Annotated in this window: 18 protein-coding genes; 8 read left to right on the plus strand and 10 right to left on the minus strand. The window is 33.2% G+C overall.

The features are described 5' to 3' along the window. Nucleotides 1–30 precede the first annotated feature (30 nt). Nucleotides 31–1,293: an asparagine synthetase B gene (locus tag LX95_RS11160; protein WP_211307656.1), complete on the plus strand. Its 1,263-nt coding sequence runs from the start codon at nt 31–33 to the stop codon at nt 1,291–1,293. Here the strand turns inward: LX95_RS11160 and LX95_RS11165 are convergent. The 7 genes from LX95_RS11165 to htpG form a co-directional block, all read right to left on the minus strand. Then, on the minus strand, nt 1,290–2,252 hold the full coding sequence (locus tag LX95_RS11165) for an OmpA family protein (protein WP_111541543.1): 963 nt from the start codon (nt 2,250–2,252) through the stop codon (nt 1,290–1,292). The genes LX95_RS11160 and LX95_RS11165 overlap by 4 nt on opposite strands. 72 nt (nt 2,253–2,324) lie before the next feature. Continuing rightward, complete coding sequence (gene rplT / locus LX95_RS11170) at nt 2,325–2,669, minus strand: 50S ribosomal protein L20 (RefSeq protein WP_111541544.1); 345 nt, start codon at nt 2,667–2,669, stop codon at nt 2,325–2,327. Nucleotides 2,670–2,767: 98 nt separating this feature from the next. Further along, nucleotides 2,768–2,965, minus strand: a complete 198-nt coding sequence (gene rpmI, locus LX95_RS11175) for a 50S ribosomal protein L35 (RefSeq protein ID WP_073147228.1) — start codon at nt 2,963–2,965, stop codon at nt 2,768–2,770. Between the two features lie 57 nt (nt 2,966–3,022). Beyond that, nucleotides 3,023–3,538 (minus strand): translation initiation factor IF-3, encoded by a 516-nt coding sequence (infC, locus tag LX95_RS11180; RefSeq protein ID WP_255505992.1) that lies wholly within the window; start codon nt 3,536–3,538, stop codon nt 3,023–3,025. A 59-nt stretch (nt 3,539–3,597) separates the two neighbouring features. Further along, on the minus strand, nt 3,598–5,544 hold the full coding sequence (thrS, locus tag LX95_RS11185; RefSeq protein WP_111541546.1) for a threonine--tRNA ligase: 1,947 nt from the start codon (nt 5,542–5,544) through the stop codon (nt 3,598–3,600). Between the two features lie 62 nt (nt 5,545–5,606). Next, complete coding sequence (locus LX95_RS11190) at nt 5,607–6,437, minus strand: DUF6503 family protein (RefSeq protein ID WP_111541547.1); 831 nt, start codon at nt 6,435–6,437, stop codon at nt 5,607–5,609. A gap of 99 nt (nt 6,438–6,536) precedes the next feature. Then, nucleotides 6,537–8,420 (minus strand): molecular chaperone HtpG, encoded by a 1,884-nt coding sequence (gene htpG, locus LX95_RS11195; RefSeq protein ID WP_111541548.1) that lies wholly within the window; start codon nt 8,418–8,420, stop codon nt 6,537–6,539. 210 nt (nt 8,421–8,630) lie between these two features. Between htpG and LX95_RS11200 the strand changes: the two genes are divergently transcribed. Further along, a complete protein-coding gene (locus LX95_RS11200; protein ID WP_111541549.1) occupies nt 8,631–9,305 on the plus strand; it encodes a TetR family transcriptional regulator C-terminal domain-containing protein in 675 nt (224 codons plus the stop codon). Nucleotides 9,306–9,308: 3 nt separating this feature from the next. After that, entirely contained in the window at nt 9,309–10,619 is a 1,311-nt protein-coding gene (locus LX95_RS11205) for an ABC1 kinase family protein (protein ID WP_111541550.1), read from the plus strand. A gap of 105 nt (nt 10,620–10,724) precedes the next feature. Here LX95_RS11205 and LX95_RS11210 read toward each other — a convergent pair whose 3' ends face one another. Next, nucleotides 10,725–11,972, minus strand: coding sequence for a cation:proton antiporter (locus tag LX95_RS11210; RefSeq protein WP_245924764.1), 1,248 nt, complete (start codon nt 11,970–11,972; stop codon nt 10,725–10,727). Between the two features lie 220 nt (nt 11,973–12,192). Here LX95_RS11210 and LX95_RS11215 point away from each other — a divergent pair, with 220 nt between their 5' ends. Continuing rightward, nucleotides 12,193–13,203, plus strand: a complete 1,011-nt coding sequence (locus tag LX95_RS11215; RefSeq protein WP_111541551.1) for a 3-oxoacyl-ACP synthase III family protein — start codon at nt 12,193–12,195, stop codon at nt 13,201–13,203. Between the two features lie 392 nt (nt 13,204–13,595). Here the strand turns inward: LX95_RS11215 and LX95_RS11220 are convergent, their stop codons facing one another. Next, nucleotides 13,596–14,033: a hypothetical protein gene (locus tag LX95_RS11220; RefSeq protein WP_111541552.1), complete on the minus strand. Its 438-nt coding sequence runs from the start codon at nt 14,031–14,033 to the stop codon at nt 13,596–13,598. A gap of 52 nt (nt 14,034–14,085) precedes the next feature. Here LX95_RS11220 and LX95_RS11225 point away from each other — a divergent pair, with 52 nt between their 5' ends. After that, nucleotides 14,086–14,451, plus strand: a complete 366-nt coding sequence (locus tag LX95_RS11225) for a CoA-binding protein (RefSeq protein WP_111541553.1) — start codon at nt 14,086–14,088, stop codon at nt 14,449–14,451. Here the strand turns inward: LX95_RS11225 and LX95_RS11230 are convergent. Next, on the minus strand, nt 14,428–15,885 hold the full coding sequence (locus LX95_RS11230; RefSeq protein WP_111541554.1) for a sodium:solute symporter: 1,458 nt from the start codon (nt 15,883–15,885) through the stop codon (nt 14,428–14,430). The two genes, LX95_RS11225 and LX95_RS11230, sit on opposite strands and share 24 nt — an antisense overlap. Before the next feature lie 75 nt (nt 15,886–15,960). Here LX95_RS11230 and recR point away from each other — a divergent pair, with 75 nt between their 5' ends. The 3 genes from recR to LX95_RS11245 all read left to right on the plus strand — a co-directional run bounded on the left by recR (nt 15,961) and on the right by LX95_RS11245 (nt 19,101). After that, nucleotides 15,961–16,581 (plus strand): recombination mediator RecR, encoded by a 621-nt coding sequence (gene recR / locus LX95_RS11235; RefSeq protein ID WP_111541555.1) that lies wholly within the window; start codon nt 15,961–15,963, stop codon nt 16,579–16,581. Further along, a complete protein-coding gene (locus LX95_RS11240) occupies nt 16,582–17,709 on the plus strand; it encodes a glycosyltransferase family 2 protein (RefSeq protein ID WP_245924765.1) in 1,128 nt (375 codons plus the stop codon). Nucleotides 17,710–17,793: 84 nt separating this feature from the next. After that, nucleotides 17,794–19,101 (plus strand): dihydrolipoamide acetyltransferase family protein, encoded by a 1,308-nt coding sequence (locus LX95_RS11245; RefSeq protein ID WP_111541556.1) that lies wholly within the window; start codon nt 17,794–17,796, stop codon nt 19,099–19,101. The last annotated feature ends 79 nt before the right edge of the window (nt 19,102–19,180 follow it).

Raw genomic sequence — 19,180 nt, forward strand, 5'->3', positions numbered from 1 at the left:
TTTTCTAAATAATTATACTTACTTTTAAGTATGAAGAAAATACTTTTATTTACTGTTTTATTCTTTGTTCTTTCTATAGAGTCTTATGCATCTTATGTGTTGATTCCTATGGATGCTGATACTCAAAAAAACCATTTGAAAGCCTATGGGATTACTTATTGGGTGCTGGCTAAACAGCAAAAAGTAAAGTGGTTACTTAATTATAGGGGAGGATCTTTTTTGATGCCAGATACCGATGCTTTGAGAAAAGAATGCCAAATTAGAGGTGTTTCTTTTGAGTTACTGAGTAACGCTAAAGCGGAATCAATTTTAAGTGAAATTGAAAGTCCGTCTCAGAATATGGATGCAGTAATTTTAGAAAAAGCTCCTAAAATCGCTGTTTATACCCCTAGTGGAAATGCTCCTTGGGATGATGCTGTAACGATGGTTTTAACTTATGCAGAAATTCCTTACGAAACCATTTATGATAAAGAGGTTTTAGAAGACGAATTGCTCCTTTACGATTGGTTGCATTTACATCACGAAGATTTTACCGGTCAATACGGTAAATTTTATAAGAGGTACCGAGCTACTCCTTGGTACATTGAAGAAAAGAAAAACGCAGAAGCTTTAGCAAATGAATTAGGTTATCAAAAAGTATCTGAAGAAAAATTGGCAGTTTCTTTAAAAATTAGAAACTACGTAGTAGGTGGAGGCTTTATGTTTGCTATGTGTAGTGCTACAGATAGTTTTGATATTGCTCTCTCTGCAGAAGGGGTAGATATTTGTGAACCTATGTTTGATGGTGACGCTAGTGATCCTGCTTACCAAAGTAAAATAGACTATTCAAAAACCTTCGCTTTCACCGATTTTGTTTTAGAGAGAAGTCCTATGGTGTATGAGTTTTCTTCTATTGATATGACCACTAAAAGAAGAATACCAAGAGAAATAGATTACTTTACTTTAATGAATTTTTCGGCAAAATGGGACCCTGTGCCTACTATGCTTTGTCAAAATCATACCGCTTTAGTTAAAGGTTTTATGGGACAAACCACTTCTTTTGATAGACAGACTATCAAATCTAATGTATTGGTCATGGGAGAAAATAAAGCCAATGGTGAGGCTCGTTATATTCACGGAATAAAAGGAAAAGGCTTTTTTACCTTTTATGGAGGTCACGATCCAGAAGATTACCAACATAAAGTGGGAGATCCAAAAACAGAACTTTCTTTACACCCTACTTCTCCAGGATACCGTCTTATTTTAAATAACGTTTTATTTCCTGCAGCTAAGAAGAAAAAGCAAAAAACCTAATTTTTCTTGGGTCGTATATAAAACTCTTTATCTGGTAATACCAATATTTCTACACGTCTGTTTTTTTGTTTATTTTTCTCTGAATTGTTCTCTACGATAGGTTGTGTTTCACCGTATGATTCTGTTTTGTAGGTGTATTCACCTTTGCCATCCAAAATTTTATGAATATATACTTCTACAGCGTCTGCTCGGTTTTTTCCTAATATATAGTTATACTTATCGTCCGCATCACTATCAGTATGTCCAGAGATGATGATGTCTGCTTTAGGTATTTGTGAAATCACTTTTTTAAACTCTTCCAGCTTTTTTAAAGCGGTCTCTTTTAAATCATACTTATCTGTGTCAAAAAGCAAATTAGCGTCTACATTTAGTTTTAAAACTCCACCTACCGTTCCAATAGCGTCTATGTCTGCTCCAGCTGTAGGTCCGCTACAAAAAGAGGCTAAATCTGTAAGTCTTATGTAATAATAAATTGCTTCTTTATCTTTTGGAATATTAGCACGAGCAATATCTATTTGTGAAGTTCCGCCATCTACTTTTCCTACATTGATCCAAGTTTTATTGTCACTAGAGATCTCTACTTTAAAAGCTTCAATTGATGGGCCGATCTCAAAAAAATAAAGATCAGGTCCGTCAATATCTATAAAACCATTGTCTTTAAAAACAGCGGTAATTTGGCCTTGACAACCTAAAGAAAGGTATGATTGGTCTAAGTATTTTTCATAGTCTGGTTCTCCAGCAGCTGCTTGCGGATTGCTATACTCTGGTAAAGCTGGAGGATTTCCTTCTCGAAAGTCAATAAGTGTATCAGCAAAAGCTACATTACCTAAAGGAATGAAAACTTGAGACTGATTTTTTAACCGATAAAACTTCTTAAACTTAATTATGTTGACAGGAACTTGAGCAGTTGCGGTAATACCTATGATCCATACGATAATTAGAAGTAGAATTTTTCGCATAATTATAAAGATAAAAAAACCCTCTCTAAAAGAGAAGGTTTTTAATATATGAGAGATAAATGGGTTGCAAATTTATTTTACTTTCTCAATAATAGCTTTAAAAGCCTCTGGGTGATTCATAGCTAAATCGGCTAAAACCTTACGGTTTAATTCGATTCCGTTAGCTTTTACTTTTCCCATAAATTGAGAATAAGACATTCCGTGCATACGAGCACCTGCATTAATACGGGTAATCCATAAAGTACGGAAGTTTCTTTTCTTTGCTTTACGGTCTCTATAAGCATATAACATTGCTTTTTCAACCGCATTTTTTGCTACTGTCCAAACGTTTTTACGACGTCCAAAGTAACCTTTTGCTTGCTTCATCACCTTTTTTCTTCTGGCTCTTGAAGCTACTGAATTTACTGATCTTGGCATAATTTTATTGTTTTTGTAGTAGGCGATTCATTTTCACGAATTCTTTGTAAGGCCTAACTCCAGGGTTATTAAATTGTTTTAACCAATTAAACGGTCAATTACTTTAAACGTAATTGAAGTTTAATGTTACTCTCATCTGCTTTATGTACTAATGTACTATGAGTTAAAGCAAGCTTACGTTTTTTAGACTTCTTTGTTAAGATGTGACTTTTAAACGCGTGCTTTCTTTTAATTTTACCAGTACCTGTAAGCTTAAAACGCTTTTTAGCACTAGATTTTGTTTTCATTTTAGGCATAATATCCTTAGGTTTTATTTATCTCTCTCTATATAATTTTGACTTCTACGATAGAAGTTACTTTACTTTTTTAGGAGCAATGAACATGGTCATACGTTTACCTTCTAATTTAGGCATTTGTTCTACCTTACCATATTCCTCAAGGTCTTGAGCTAAACGAAGTAGCAAAATTTCTCCTTGATCTTTAAATACAATAGAACGTCCTTTAAAGAAAACATATGCTTTAAGTTTTGCACCTTCTTCTAAGAATTTTTTACCGTGATTTTTCTTGAATTCATAATCATGATCATCTGTATTAGGACCAAAACGAATTTCTTTAATCACAACTTTAGAAGCTTTTGCTTTTAAAACTTTTTCTCTTTTCTTTTGTTCGTAAAGGAATTTCTTATAATCCATTGCTTTTGCAACAGGAGGTTTAGCATTTGGTGAAATCTCAACCAAATCTACGCCTAGCTCTTCTGCTAAAGCTAATGCTTTTTTGATAGGATAAACACCCATCTCCACATTATCACCAACTAAACGAACTTCTTCTGCGCGAATTTTTCCGTTAATTCTGTGCGGATCTTCCTTAATTTCTCTTAAAGGTTTTCTTGATTTTTTTCTACGTATTGCTATGACTTTATAATTTTAAATTAAACTTCAAATGTTTTTAGAGTAGACGCAATTTCATTCTTTATAATTTCAGAAAATTGCTCTACACTCATGGCGCCTAAATCCTCGCCACCATGTTTACGTACAGAAACTGTGCCGTCTTTTTCTTCTTGTTCCCCGACAATAAGCATAAACGGTAGTTTGTTCATTTCGGCTTCCCGAATTTTTTTACCCATCGTTTCACTTCTGTTATCTATACGGGCGCGAATTTCGTTATTTTCTAGCAAATTTAAAACTTTTTGCGTATAATTTTCATACTTCTCGCTTAAAGACAAAACAATAGCTTGTTCTGGCATAAGCCAAAGTGGGAAATTACCACCCGTATGCTCTAACAAGATAGCGATAAAACGTTCCATACTTCCAAAAGGAGCTCGGTGAATCATCACAGGTCTGTGAAGTTCATTATCACTGCCTTTGTAAGTCAATTCAAAACGTTCTGGTAAGTTATAATCTACTTGTATAGTTCCTAATTGCCAGCTTCTTCCTAAGGCATCTTTAACCATAAAATCTAATTTAGGTCCGTAAAATGCTGCTTCTCCAGTTTCTACTACGTAATTTAAATTCTTTTCTTTAGCTGCATTGATAATAGCATTTTCTGCTTTTTCCCAATTTTCATCTGCACCTATATACTTTTCTTTATTTTCTGGATCTCTAAGAGAAACTTGAGCTGTAAAATTTTCAAACCCTAAAGAGCCAAAAACATATAGCACCAAGTCAATTACCTTTTTGAACTCCTCATCTAATTGATCTGGAGTACAAAAAATATGCGCATCATCTTGAGTAAAACCACGAACACGAGTTAAGCCATGTAATTCTCCACTTTGTTCATATCTATAAACTGTACCAAATTCTGCAAAACGCTTTGGTAAATCTTTATAAGACCAAGGTGAAGCATTATAAATTTCACAGTGGTGAGGGCAATTCATAGGTTTCAATAAGAACTCTTCTCCTTCATTTGGTGTAGTAATTGGCTGAAAACTATCTTCTCCATATTTTGCATAATGTCCCGAAGTTTCATAAAGTTCTTTCTGACCAATATGCGGAGAAACCACCATTTCATAACCAGCTTTCTTCTGGGCTTTCTTTAGAAAATTTTCAAGCCTTTCTCTTAAGGCGGCACCTTTTGGAAGCCATAATGGCAGACCTTGTCCTACTTTTTGTGAAAAAGTAAAAAGCTGTAGTTCTTTTCCTAATTTTCTATGGTCTCGTTTTTTAGCTTCTTCTAATAGCTCTAAATATTCTTTTAATTCTTTTTGTTTCGGAAAAGTAATACCGTAAACTCTTGTAAGTTGCGGATTGTTTTCGTCTCCTCGCCAATAAGCTCCAGCGACACTCATTACTTTTACTGCTTTAATAATACCAGTATTAGGAATATGTCCTCCTCGACACAAATCTGTAAAGGTATCATGATCGCAAAAGGTAATATCTCCGTCAGTTAAATTTTCAATTAACTCAACTTTATATGGGTTGTTCTCGTTTTTATAAAATGCTAATGCATCGTCTTTGGATACTTCACGCATGTCAAACTCGTGTTTTCCACGAGCAATCTCTAGCATTTTATCTTCAACCTTTTTAAAATCGGTATCAGATATTTTATGCTCTCCAAAATCTACGTCATAATAAAAACCATTGTCAATAGCAGGACCTATAGTTAGCTTGGCTTCTGGATATAATTTTTGAATTGCCTGAGCCAAAACGTGCGCAGAACTATGCCAAAAAGCTTTTTTACCTTGATCGTCTTTCCAAGTATAAAGAATTAGAGAACCATCTTCTGTAAGGGTTGTTTTCGTTTCTACGGTGGTACCGTTAAAACTTGCAGAAATCACATTTCTGGCTAAACCTTCACTAATACTTTTGGCAACTTCTAATACAGTAGTGCCTTTCTCAAATTCTTTTATACTGCCATCTGGCAAAGTTATTTTTATCATATCAAAAATTTAATCTTGCAAAGATAAAGCTATCTGCGGTCTTTACAATATGCTAAGTTTTATTATTTTTTAATTTCTACGCTCTCTTGTGGTGCTTTAAAAAAGCCGTCTTCTGTTTCTAAAAACTTAAGATTAGAGATTTTTGCACTTCCTATAGGTTCTCCATAAATTCCTTCTTCTTCATTCCAATTATAGAAAGACCAGTCTTTTGCAAAAGCAACATTACTTACACTAAAATAATTGTCATAAACAATAGCGTGTGGATTTTCTTCCGCAGTAGCGGTATCTTTCCCAAAAGTAACGATATAAGCTGCTGCTTTCATTAGTTTTGTTTGCTTATCAGAATAAATTACATACCAATCATCTGGTGCGTCTCCAATATTATCGCCAAAGGTAAGTTTTGCTGTATCGTATGTAGTTTCATTAAGGTCGCCTTCATTCAAATCTTGCCAATTTGTACCAGGATCTGTTAATTTAAATGGTAAAGCAAAAAAGTACGTCCAAGTAAACATATCAAATCTAGCTCCGTCATAATTATTTTCTTTAGGAAATAGAGACGCTTTTTCATTGTCATACATCAACACTGTGCCATCTTCCTTTTCAATTTTAATTTTGCTAGAATTGGTGAGCATCGTAATCTTAGCTTTCATTCTTTGTTTACCTCCAAACATTAAATCTAATTGAAACTGAACCGCTTCCTGACTTTTAAAATCAGAGGTTTGATGGGCAGACTGAATGTTGGCAGCAAATTGTTGTGCTGGTGATAATTCTTTTTTCTGTTCTACCTCTTTTTCTATAATAGGTTCATCTTTAGTTTCTTTTTCAGCTTTTTTCTCTTCTTGACAAGAAAATAAGACGAAAGCAGTACAGAGCAATAAAATATATTTTTTCATAGTCGTTCAAATTTAATTAAGCTGCTAAGTTAAAAAAATAAAAAACCGTTTCAGGATGTATGAAACGGTTTTTTTTTAATAAATATGATCAACAAAAATTTACTTTATCATCTCAAAGCTTCGTTTTACAAAATTAGTCAACTCTTCACCTTTTAAAAGGTTTTGAGACAACCTAGCTAGGTCTAACGACTGCTTAATTAACTTCCCTTGAGTTTCTTCATCGCTATTTAAAATAGTAGATATTAACTCATTGTTAGTATTTACTACCAAATTGTACATTTCTGGCATATTTCCCATTCCCATCATTCCACCACCACCGGTTTGTTGCATCTCTTTCATACGACGCATAAACTCTGGTTGTGTAATAATTAACGGAGCAGAAGAACTATCCATTGCCTCTAATTGAACTGTGTAGGTTTCTTTTGGAACTACTTTTTCAAAATCGGTTTTTAGTTTTTCTTTTTCTTCATCAGAAAGTTTAGAAACTTGTTCTTCTTCTTTTTTAATTAGGTTATCTACGTGATCACTATCTACACGAACAAAAGAAATATTTTCTTTAGAAGTTTCTAATTTCTGAATCAAGTGCGATACAATAGGAGAGTCTAATAAAAGAACTTCGTATCCTTTAGTTTTAGCAGCTTCAATATAACTATGTTGTTCGTCTTTATTTGAAGCGTAAAGGATTATCGTTTTACCGTCTTTATCAGTCTGATTTTCCTTTATTTTCTCTTGAAATTCCTCAAAAGTGAAGTAGTTTTTGTCTACAGTTGGGTATAATGCAAACTTATCTGCTTTATCGAAGAATTTATCTTCAGAAAGCATTCCATATTCAATAACTACTTTAATATCGTCCCATTTCTTTTCGAAATCTTCGCGATTGTCATTAAATAAAGACTTTAATTTATCTGCCACTTTACGAGTAATGTAGCTAGAAATCTTCTTTACCGCTCCATCAGCTTGTAAATAAGAACGAGATACGTTTAACGGAATGTCTGGCGAATCTATTACCCCACGTAACATCGTTAAAAACTCAGGTACAATACCTTCTACATTGTCGGTTACAAAAACCTGATTTTGATACAACTGAATTTTATCTTGTTGCATCGTCATATTATTACTCAATTTAGGGAAGTATAAAATCCCTGTTAAATTGAAAGGATAATCAACATTTAAGTGAATATGAAAAAGAGGTTCTTCAAATTGCATAGGATACAATTCGCGGTAAAAACCTTTATAATCCTGCTCTTCTAATTCGGTAGGTTGTTTAGTCCAAGCTGGTTCAGGATTATTGATGATATTGTCTACGGTTACTTTCTTAGCCTCTTCATCTTCAGGAGCGTCCTCAGCTTTAGGAAGTTCTTTTTCTTTTGTTCCAAACTTAATGGGAACTGGCATAAACTTGTTATACTTCGTTAAAAGCTCATCAATTTTACTTTCTTCTAAAAACTCTTTTTCATCATCATTAATATGAAGAATAATTTCAGATCCGCGTTCTTTTTTATCGGCATCCTCAATAGTAAAATCTGTAGTTCCTTCGCAAATCCAATGCGCAGCAGGTTCATCTTTATAAGATTTAGTAATAATCTCTACTTTATTAGCTACCATAAAAGCAGAGTAGAAACCAAGACCAAAATGACCAATAATACCACTATCTTTAGCAGAATCTTTATATTTCTCTAGAAACTCTTCAGCGCCAGAAAAGGCTACTTGGTTAATGTACTTTTCAACCTCGTCTTTAGTCATCCCAATCCCTTGGTCGATAATGTGAAGCTTTTGATTTTCTTTATCAATCTTAACTTCAATTTTTGGGTTTCCGTACTCAACGTCTGTCTCTCCAATGCTAGTTAAATGCTTCAATTTTAATGTTGCATCTGTTGCATTAGAAATTAATTCGCGTAAGAAAATTTCATGATCACTATAAAGAAATTTCTTAATTAAGGGAAAAATGTTTTCTACTGAAACATTAATTTTTCCTGTTGCCATATCTATATTTTTTTATTTAAACTTTGTTTTCTTATTTCCCTAATGTCAAAAAAAATACCATTAAAATTAAAATGACAAACTGGCATACTAGAAGTGTAATAACTTCTATCTTTTTACGCCTAAAACAATAGATTATATTTAACAAAGTTTTGTTTAATGTTTTTAAATAATAGGTTAACAAAACCGTATCTTTGATTCAAATAGAATGTTATGGAGAAGAAAAAAACTGTTACGAAAAAGAAATCAGTAAAAATGACTACAGAAAAGTGGATCTCTAGTTATATGGAATATGTTTTAGAACACGAAACAGTTCCTAAGTCTGTTTATAAGTTTGCGAAAGAAAACAAATCTAACGAAGAAGAATTTTATCAATCTTTTGGAAGCCTAGAAGCTATTCAAAAAGAAATTTGGGAACAATTTTATATAAAGAGTGTCACTTTAATGCAAGCTGCACCCGAAGTGGATTCATTTTCTAATAGAGAAAAAATGCTCACTTTCTTCTATACTTTTTTTGAAATGCTTACTGCAAATAGAAGTTATGTTCTCTTTATGCTGAATAGAAACGAAAGTACACTTAAGAACCTAGAACAGTTAAAAGGTCTGCGGAAAAATGTAAAAAATTTCGCTAAAGATTTAATTGCTGAAGATAATGACGCCAAAAATATAAAGTTGCTTCAAAAGAATGAAACTGTTTTTTCTGAAGGAGCTTGGTTGCAAATGATGTTTTTACTGAAATTTTGGATGGATGATAATTCTCCTCAATTTGAGAAAACCGATGTTGCCATAGAAAAGTCTGTCAATACTATTTTTGATGTTTTTGATAATACACCTTTAGAACGTGTATTAGATTTTGGAAAGTTCCTCTTTAAAGAAAAAATGGCTTAGAAAATGAAATCAATAGATAAAATACCAACGGGAAAGCTCGGGCGCACCACAGAAATGGTAAAGACCGGTGTTAAAATTGGCGGAAATTACTTGAAATATTATAGTAAGAAAGCTTTTGATAAAGAATTAAGCCGAGATCAACTGGATAACGACAATGCGGAAGATATTTATGACGGACTAAAAAACCTTAAGGGGAGTGCTTTAAAAGTAGCGCAAATGCTCTCTATGGAAAAAAGTTTGTTGCCAAGTGCTTATGTTGAAAAATTTAGCTTAGCTCAATTTAGTGTTCCACCGCTTTCGGCTCCTTTGGTTAGAAAAACTTTTAAAAAGTATAACGGAGAATATCCTGAAGAATTATATGATACATTTAATTCTAATTCAATTAACGCAGCCAGTATAGGACAGGTTCATCAAGCGACGAAAGACGGTAAGAAGCTGGCGGTTAAAATTCAATATCCTGGTGTTGCTGAAAGTATAAGTTCAGATTTAGCGATGGTAAAACCCATTGCTACAAGAATGTTCAATTTACAAGGAAGTGATTCTGATAAATATTTTAAAGAAGTAGAAGGAAAACTGATTGAGGAAACCGATTATATTCTAGAGGTAAAGCAAAGCAAACATATCTCTCAAAAATGCGCGCAAATTGAAGGTTTACGATTTCCTAAGTATTATGAAGACTTATCGAGTGAGAAAATCATTACGATGGATTGGATGCAAGGCCAGCATTTAAGTGAATTCACGAAAACCGATTTTAAGAAAGAAGACGGAGATAAAATAGGGCAGGCTTTATGGGATTTTTATATGTATCAAATGCACGAGTTGAAAGCGGTTCATGCAGATCCTCATCCTGGTAATTTTTTAGTTGATAAGGACAAGAATTTAATCGCTATTGATTTTGGGTGTATTAAAGAAGTTCCTGAAGAATTTTATACACCTTATTTTGAATTGGCGGTTCCAGAAAATATTAATAACAGAAAGTTTTTTCTTGCAAAATTATCAGAATTGGAAATTTTACGTCCAGATGATTCCGATAAGGAGATAGATTTCTTTTCGGAATTATTCTACGAGATGCTAAGTCTTTTTACGAGTCCGTTTCATAATGAAACCTTTGATTTTTCTAACGAAGAATTTTGGAATAAGATTTCCGCGCTAAGCGAAAAATATAGTAAAGATACAGAGCTGCGAAAAATGAATGGAAATAGGGGAAGTAAGCATTTTCTATATATTAATAGAACATTTTTTGGCTTATATAATTTACTTCACGATCTGAAAGCAGAAATTAAGGTAAATAACTTTAAAAAGTATTTAAAGTAACTAGTTGTCATATCTAGTTGATTGGTTAGGGAAAAGAACAGGCTTTAAGAAGCCTGTTTTTTTATTATACAAGCATATATCATGAATGCTCTTAGATTTTGAAAACTACTTCTTTTTAAAATTTTTAAAGAGGTATGGAGCGGTAAGTCCGTGGATTAATATGGAACAAAAGACGATGAGAATTACAATGGAATATAGCTTATCTTTTTCTAAGACTTCAATTCCTTTTTCTTTAAGATACATAAATGCCCAGGATAAGTAGAATAATGATCCAATCCCTCTAATGCCAAAAAAACTGAGAACCAATCGTTCCTTCATTTTAATTTTGGTGTTAACTAATCCCAGCATACCGCAGACTGGTCGTAAAATTAAAATACATCCTACGGCTACTGCAATTGTGGTCCACGAAATGTCGTCAAAAACACCATTTAAAATGCTACCTCCAAAAAGAACAACCCAAAGCACCAAAAGTAAACGTTCAGTTTCTTCAACAAAACTATGTAGCTTCTTTTTGTAATCATCGTTAATATGATACGAGTTTCTAACGGTTAGGCTTGCAATAAATACAGCTAAAAATCCATAACCGTGAATAAGTTCGGTTACACTGTAACAACAAATTGCAATTGAAAAAGCTAATAAACCGTCGCGGGTTTTAACGTTCAAACCTTTCTTTAGGTAATGCTGTATTCTTGCTACTAAATAACCAAACAAGAGTCCAGAGGCTATACCAATCCCTATTTTTAGAAAAACTTTGTCCCCAAAATAGGAAAGCCAATCAAAACCTTCAATTCCATTATTTTCAATGAGCAGTACAGCTAAATAAGTTATAGGGAATGCCAAACCATCATTTAAACCAGCTTCGCTTGTTAGGGAAAATTCTGTCAAATTTTCATCTCCCTTATCCTTATCTACAAAAGTATCTTTAAGTTGAACTTCTGAAGCTAACACAGGATCTGTAGGAGCTAAAACTGCTGCGAATAAAACCGCTAATGGTATAGATAATGAAAAATAACTAATGCCTAATAGAAAAAAAGCTAGAATAGTTAAAGGCATAGTAATAGCAATAAGCCTTAATGGAATCTTCCAATTTTTCTTGGCGTAGTGAAGGTTAATTTTTAAGCCAGCACTCATTAATGATACATTTACAATAATCTCTGATAACAACATAATTTTGTCATCTTTCCAAAATGGTGCAGGCCAATCAAACGGAATACCTAACCAAAAGGTACACATTCCCAAAATCAATAAAAAAATGGGATAACTTATCTTCGTGATTTTTGATAATGATGGTAGCCAAGCCATTAATAAAAAGCAAGTTCCTAGTACGGCTAATAAGATAAGTTGTTGTTGCAATGTTGCTAGTTTAATATACGAATATAAAGAAATTTGACTTTCAAATCTTTATAATGATGATGCTTATTAAGATAAAAATAACTTTTTAAATGTAGAAAATATCTGTCTTATGCATGCAATTAGTAAAGTCAATTTTTCTATACAATACTAATAATATGTATATTGCTTGCGCAGATAAAATTTTCAAAAAAAACCATTTGCTCAACTTTAATAGAAAAATATGTTATATCAATCTAAAATAGCCGGACTGGGAAGTTATGTTCCAGAAAATGTAGTCACTAATGATGATTTATCTAAAGTGATGGACACTAATGATGAATGGATACAAGAGCGAACTGGTATAAAAGAAAGAAGACACATTAAAAAGGGTGATGGTAACTCTACGGCAACCATGGGTGTAAAAGCAGCTAAAATTGCTTTAGAGAGAGCGAATATAGATAAGAATGATATCGATTTAATTGTTTTTGCAACACTTAGTCCAGATTACTATTTTCCTGGTTGTGGAGTGCAAGTACAAGAAATGTTAGGTATACATACTTGCCCAGCCTTAGATGTAAGAAACCAATGTAGCGGTTTTATTTATGGGCTATCAGTAGCCGATCAATTTATTAAAACGGGAATGTATAAAAATGTTCTCCTTATCGGAAGTGAAAATCATAGCGGAGGTTTAGATATGAGCACCCGCGGAAGATCTGTCTCTGTCATTTTTGGCGATGGAGCTGGAGCGGCAGTGCTTACCAGAAGTAACCATAACGGACAAGGGATTCTTTCTACTCACTTACACTCAGAGGGAAAACACGCCTTAGAACTTTCTTTAAAAGGCCCGAGTACTATGCATTGGGTCCCAGAAATTATTGAAGAAAACCCTCAAGAAGATATTCCATATTACCCGTATATGAACGGACAATTCGTATTTAAAAATGCGATTGCTCGTTTTTCTGAGGTGATTCATGAAGGTTTACAAGAAAACGGACTGGAAGTAAAGGATATAGATATCCTTATTCCGCATCAAGCGAATTTAAGAATAGCACAATTTATTCAGAAGAAATTTCAATTAAAAGACGAACAGGTTTATAACAACATTCAAAAATACGGTAACACTACGGCAGCATCTATACCTATAGCTTTAACAGAGGCTTGGGAAGAAGGCAAAATTAAAGAAGGTGATCACGTGGTATTAGCAGCTTTTGGTAGCGGATTTACTTGGGGTAGTGCAGTTATAAGTTGGTAAAAAACAAAACCCTTGGGGATCAAGCCAAGGGTTTTTATAATGATTTCCGTTAGTTCAATTTTTTAAAGGCTAATTCAAATAAATTACCAACATCTTTCTATCTATAAGACGATAATTGTTTAAAAAAGTTGCATCAAAATTTACTTTTAACATTTTGATAACGAGTACTTAAACTTAAATTAATCCCGCTATTTTCATAGCGGGACCAATTTTGATTAATCAATACTTCACTAACCATAACTACTGCACTGATTAACCGTTCAACTAAATAAAACAAATGTCTCTACCTTAATGACGACATAAGTTGAGATGCGTTGCACAGCTAAATATTTTTAACTTTTTATTAACGAAATTGAAAGTGTAATAATTTGTAGTGAATTGAAATATAGGTATTAAGAATTATCTTTAAGAAGATTTATTTTTTCCCTTCTTTCTCCAAGCAATGAACTTCCATTATATATTTTTACATTCAAACTATCAAATTCAGTTTTATTTATGATTTCTGTATTTGAAACTTCTTGTGCTAATTGTAATTTATTTTCTATGAAGTCTTCAGTCATAATTATGTCATTAGCATAATATAACTCCAAATTTATACTTTGACTTGTCTTAAGTTCACCATCGATATACCCACTCTTAAAAAACCAAGATAATTTTGCTTGTTGAGCATCCTTAAACTGGTCTCTAAAATCTTTTTCGTTAGTTCTAAAAGATATATTTTTTGCAGTATACTTATCGCTTACACAAGAGCATAATAGCAGGGAGATAAATAAAAATAATACTGTTTTTTTTAAAATGTTAGAGTTCGTTAAATGGGATTGTAAATTCATGATTTTAAGTTAGATTTAGATTCAAAAATAAAAAACTATTATACATTAATTTATGGAAAATAAGAAAACATTGGTGATAGGAGCATCTTTAAAAGAAAATAGATATTCTAATATTGCTATCAATAGATTGAAATCTTATCATATAAATACAGTAGCTATAGGTTTGCGAGATGGTGAGGTAAATGGTGTTAAAATAGAAACAGAACAGAAACTATTTAATGATGTACATACAGTTACCTTATACCTTAATCCTAAACGACAAGAGTCGTATTATGAATACATTATCAAACTTCAACCTAAGCGTGTAATATTTAATCCAGGGACAGAAAACCCCGAATTTTATAAACTACTAAGAGAGGCAAATATAGATGTTGAAATCGCTTGTACGTTGGTACTACTTTCTACGAATCAATACTAAACCAATAAAAGTTAATGCGCCATTCACAATAAGTAATTCATAATTAAAGTGGTAACCGGCAATATATTCTGGGGGAATACTACCAATAATATATGTTATAATCACAGAGGTGATAGAAACCAACCAAACCCACCTATCTTTAATCCTTATTTTAGTGAAAATACCGAAAGTAAATAGACCTAATAAAGGTCCGTAGGTGTAAGAAGCGGCTTTTAAAAGTAAATCGATTACGCTGCTATCTAAAAGGTATTTAAACGCAACAATCACTAAAATTAAAAGAACACTAACTCCTAAATGTACTTTCTTTCGTAACCCTTTTTGAGCGATAGCTTTTTTCTTTTTGATATCTAGAAAATCTACACAAAAACTAGTTGTTAGGGAAGTTAAAGCACTATCTGCGCTAGAGTAGGCGGCAGCAATCAATCCTAGAATAAAAATAATACCCAATCCTATTCCCATATTTCCGTTAAGGGCGATTTCTGGGAAAAGCAAATCTGTTTTTTCTTTTCCGTCAAGCATTGGTATAGCAATTCCATTTTGTTCGGCATAAATAAAGAGTAAAGCTCCCAAAAAGAGGAATAGAATATTAACGGGTACAAAAACAAGACTATAAGAAAGCATATTTTTTTGAGCGTCTCCTAAACTCTTACATGTTAGGTTTTTTTGCATCATATCCTGATCTAAACCAGTCATACAAATGGTAATAAACATTCCGCCAAAGAAAGATTTCCAAAAGTAATTCTTGGCTAGAAAATCATCGGTAAAAAAAGTTTTGGTATAAGGTTGTAACGCTTCCGCGGAAAAATAATCAGCAAAAGTCCAGTTTAATTCTGTACTTATAAAATAAATAGCCACAGCCACAGAACTCAACATAAACAAGGTCTGTAGCGTATCTGTCCATACAATAGTTTTAATTCCGCCTCGAGCGGTATAAATCCAAATTAAGGCAATAGAAATTACTACGGTAAGGATAAAAGGAACTCCCCAATTTTCAAAAACAAAATATTGCAAAACCGTTGCGACTAAAAATAGCCTAAAAGCAGCTCCCAAAACTCTAGAAACGAAGAAGAAAAACGCTCCTGTTTTATAACTTACATTTCCAAAGCGTTCTTTTAAATACTCATAAATAGACGTAACATTAAGTCGATAATATAGCGGGAGCAAAATAAATGTTATGACTAAATACCCTACAAGATATCCTAGTACTACTTGCATGTAGCTAAACTGCGAATCTTTGACCCAACCTGGTACAGAAATAAAAGTTACACCCGAAAGCGATGCACCTACCATCCCAAAAGCAACCACATACCAAGGAGATTTCCCTTCGGCTTTAAAGAAAGCATCATTAGAGTCATCTTTCCCAGTGAAGTAAGAGATAAGCATTAAAATACCAAAATAAGCGGCAATAAGTATAAGTATGGTAGTGGGCTGCATAAATACAATAATTATGTATTTGCAAACTTAGCGAATAATCAAATATTTGAATATTATTATACTATTTTTGTTGTTATGGATTTTTCATCAAAACTATTAGAAAAAGCAGTAGAAGAAATGTCGCAGCTTCCAGGAATAGGAAAGCGTACTGCGTTGCGTTTAGTACTTCATTTGTTAAAGCAACCCGAAGAACAAACTTTGCACCTTTCAAAAGCATTGATAGATTTAAAAACCGAAGTGAACTTTTGTAAAAATTGTCACAATGTTAGTGATCATACTATTTGTGAAATTTGTGCCAATGCTAACAGGGATAAAGCAATAGTTTGTGTGGTAGAAGATGTGAGAGATGTTATGGCGATAGAAAATACAAGTCAATATAAGGGAGTTTATCATGTGTTAGGAGGAAAAATTAGTCCGATGGATGGTATAGGTCCTAGTCAATTAAATATTGAATCTCTTGTGCAAAAAGTAAGAGCTAAAGAAGTAGATGAGATTATTTTTGCACTCTCAAGTACCATGGAAGGAGATACTACAAATTTTTATATTTACAGGCAAATAGAAGGAGAGGGAGTAGTAACTTCTACTATCGCTCGTGGTATTGGCGTAGGAGACGAATTAGAATACGCCGATGAAGTGACATTGGGTAGAAGTATTTTACATCGTATTCCGTTTGAAAATTCTTTAAAAAATTCTTAAGTGATTCAGCTTTCTGTACTTATACTAAACTACAAAGTTCCTTATTATTTAATGCATTGCTTAAGTAGTGTGATAGCGGCAACCAAAGATTTAGAAGCCGAAATTATTGTAGTAGATAATAACTCTGAAGATCAAAGTTCGGCTTGGGTAAAAAAGTATTTCCCACAAGTGATATTGGTTGAGAATAAGGTGAATTCAGGTTTTAGTAAAGGCAATAATTTAGGTTTTGTACATGCAAAAGGAAAATATGTTTGTCTTCTCAATCCCGATACCTATGTAGGTAATCATACTTTTAAAAATGTGTACGCTTTCGCGGAAACCAAGCAAGATGTAGGAGCAATCGGAGTAAAACTCATAGATGGCTGCGGAAATTTCTTGCCAGAATCAAAAAGAAATTTACCAACCCCTAAAGTAGCATTAGAGAAGATTTTTCAAATTAATAAAAATTATTATTCCGCTTTAAGCGAAAACAAAACAGGAAAAGTAGATGTCTTGGTTGGTGCTTTTATGTGGATGCACAGAGAACGATATGAGAAAATAGGAAAGTTAGATGAAGACTATTTTATGTATGGGGAAGATATAGATTTAAGCTATAAATTTTTAAAAGCAGGTTATCAAAACTATTATTTAGGTAGTGAAAGCATTATTCATTATAAGGGAGAAAGTACTACTAGAGATAAGGTTTACAGGCAAAGGTTTTATGGAGCAATGCAAATTTTCTATGAAAAGCATTTTAATAAGGGAAAAGCGGTTCAGTTTTTAGTGCAACAGGGTTTAAAATTAGCTTCTTTAAAAGATGCGCTTATAAAAAAATCAAATAATGAGCAGGTGCAAAAAGACTATGCAAACTATTTATTAGTAACAAATAAGACTTCCGCATTAAAAGAAAGGTTAGAAGAAATACTCTATCAAAAATTTAATTGTATTTCCGTAAATGAAATATTAAAGAAAACACTTTCAGATAGCTACATAGTTTTTGATGCAGAATATATCACAGCCGACGATATAAAAATGGTGATGGAAAAGCAAAAAAATAAACAAAATTGTTTTAGAATAAAACCAAGAAATTTTAATTTTATCCTCGGTAGCGATCAAAGTACTAGTAAAGGAGAAGTTAAGGACTTGTAAAACTTTGCAAAATAGATATTCATAATGCGTTTTTTTCATTAAATTCGCAACCAAAATAAAAAAACACACTTTTAGGTTAAAGATATGGCAAAATTTGAATTAAAACTTCCTAAGATGGGGGAGAGCGTTGCAGAAGCAACCATTACCAATTGGTTAAAAGAAGTTGGAGAGAAAATAGAAGAGGATGAGGCAGTTTTAGAGATTGCTACCGACAAAGTGGATAGTGAAGTGCCTAGTGAAGTAGAAGGAACTCTAGTTGAAAAATTATTTGGTCCAGATGATGTAGTGAAAGTAGGCCAAACGATTGCAATTATAGAAACTGATGGAGATGCTCCTGCACCAGCGCCAAGTTCTAATGAAAACAAAGAAGAAGCAAACACACAGCAGGCAGAAGATATGGTGAATCAGGCTAGAGAAGCGGTAGTTTCTCAAGACTTTTCATCTAGCGATCGTTTTTATTCTCCTTTGGTTAAAAATATAGCTCAAGAAGAGAACATTGGTTTAAACGAGTTAGAATCTATTCAGGGGACTGGAAAAGATGGTAGGGTAACTAAAAATGATATATTAGACTTTGTAGCGAATAGAGGGAAGAATCAAAGTTCTACTCAGCCAGTTGCTGCTAATAACGCTTCCGCGGAAGCGAAAACTCAAAAGCCAGCTGCTGCCCCTATTAGTGTAAATGGTGATGATGAAATCATCGAAATGACTAGGATGGGCAAAATGATTTCTCATCATATGGTAAACAGTGTTCAAACGTCAGCACACGTACAGTCATTTATTGAAGTAGATGTGACTAAGATTTGGAACTGGAGAAATAAGGTAAAAAACGAATTCCAAAAGAAAGAAGGAGAAAAAATAACATTTACTCCAATCTTTATGGAAGCAGTAGCAAAAGCTATAAAAGACTTTCCTATGATTAATATTTCTGTTGATGGAGATAAAATTATAAAAAGAAAGAATATCAACTTGGGTATGGCTGCAGCTTTACCAAATGGAGATTTAATTGTTCCTGTAATTAAAAATGCAGACCGTCTTAATCTTGTAGGAATGTCTAAAGCTGTTAACGATTTAGCAGGACGTGCAAGAGGAGGAAAGTTAAAACCAGATGACACACAGGGAGGTACATATACAGTTACCAATGTAGGTACTTTTGGAAGTATTATGGGAACTCCAATTATTAATCAACCTCAAGTAGCAATTTTAGCCCTAGGAGCTATACGAAAAGTTCCTGCCGTGGTTGAAACTCCAGACGGAGATTTCATCGGGATTCGCTATAAAATGTTCTTATCTCATAGCTACGATCATCGTGTAGTAAATGGAGCTTTAGGAGGTCAATTTGTGCAACGCGTAGCTCAGTATTTAGAGGCTTTTGATGATTCGAGAGCGGTCTAAATCAAGATCAATAAATTAAAGAAAAAAGGAGTCCGAATTAAGTTTCGGGCTTTTTTTTATGAAAGAATTTGTGATATAG

Origin of the sequence: Mesonia algae, from assembly GCF_003253545.1 — a bacterium.
In the GTDB taxonomy this organism is placed as follows: domain Bacteria; phylum Bacteroidota; class Bacteroidia; order Flavobacteriales; family Flavobacteriaceae; genus Mesonia; species Mesonia algae.

What these genes read in the sequence shown, in the direction of transcription:
- LX95_RS11220 (WP_111541552.1), bottom strand. Translation starts at nt 14,033, where the DNA reads ATGAATTTACAATCCCATTTAACGAACTCTAACATTTTAAAAAAAACA.
- LX95_RS11165 (WP_111541543.1), bottom strand. Translation starts at nt 2,252, where the DNA reads ATGCGAAAAATTCTACTTCTAATTATCGTATGGATCATAGGTATTACC.
- LX95_RS11160 (WP_211307656.1), top strand. Translation starts at nt 31, where the DNA reads ATGAAGAAAATACTTTTATTTACTGTTTTATTCTTTGTTCTTTCTATA.
- LX95_RS11230 (WP_111541554.1), bottom strand. Translation starts at nt 15,885, where the DNA reads ATGCAGCCCACTACCATACTTATACTTATTGCCGCTTATTTTGGTATT.
- LX95_RS11205 (WP_111541550.1), top strand. Translation starts at nt 9,309, where the DNA reads ATGAAATCAATAGATAAAATACCAACGGGAAAGCTCGGGCGCACCACA.
- LX95_RS11215 (WP_111541551.1), top strand. Translation starts at nt 12,193, where the DNA reads ATGTTATATCAATCTAAAATAGCCGGACTGGGAAGTTATGTTCCAGAA.
- LX95_RS11225 (WP_111541553.1), top strand. Translation starts at nt 14,086, where the DNA reads ATGGAAAATAAGAAAACATTGGTGATAGGAGCATCTTTAAAAGAAAAT.
- recR (WP_111541555.1), top strand. Translation starts at nt 15,961, where the DNA reads ATGGATTTTTCATCAAAACTATTAGAAAAAGCAGTAGAAGAAATGTCG.
- htpG (WP_111541548.1), bottom strand. Translation starts at nt 8,420, where the DNA reads ATGGCAACAGGAAAAATTAATGTTTCAGTAGAAAACATTTTTCCCTTA.
- rplT (WP_111541544.1), bottom strand. Translation starts at nt 2,669, where the DNA reads ATGCCAAGATCAGTAAATTCAGTAGCTTCAAGAGCCAGAAGAAAAAAG.
- LX95_RS11245 (WP_111541556.1), top strand. Translation starts at nt 17,794, where the DNA reads ATGGCAAAATTTGAATTAAAACTTCCTAAGATGGGGGAGAGCGTTGCA.
- LX95_RS11200 (WP_111541549.1), top strand. Translation starts at nt 8,631, where the DNA reads ATGGAGAAGAAAAAAACTGTTACGAAAAAGAAATCAGTAAAAATGACT.
- rpmI (WP_073147228.1), bottom strand. Translation starts at nt 2,965, where the DNA reads ATGCCTAAAATGAAAACAAAATCTAGTGCTAAAAAGCGTTTTAAGCTT.
- LX95_RS11190 (WP_111541547.1), bottom strand. Translation starts at nt 6,437, where the DNA reads ATGAAAAAATATATTTTATTGCTCTGTACTGCTTTCGTCTTATTTTCT.
- thrS (WP_111541546.1), bottom strand. Translation starts at nt 5,544, where the DNA reads ATGATAAAAATAACTTTGCCAGATGGCAGTATAAAAGAATTTGAGAAA.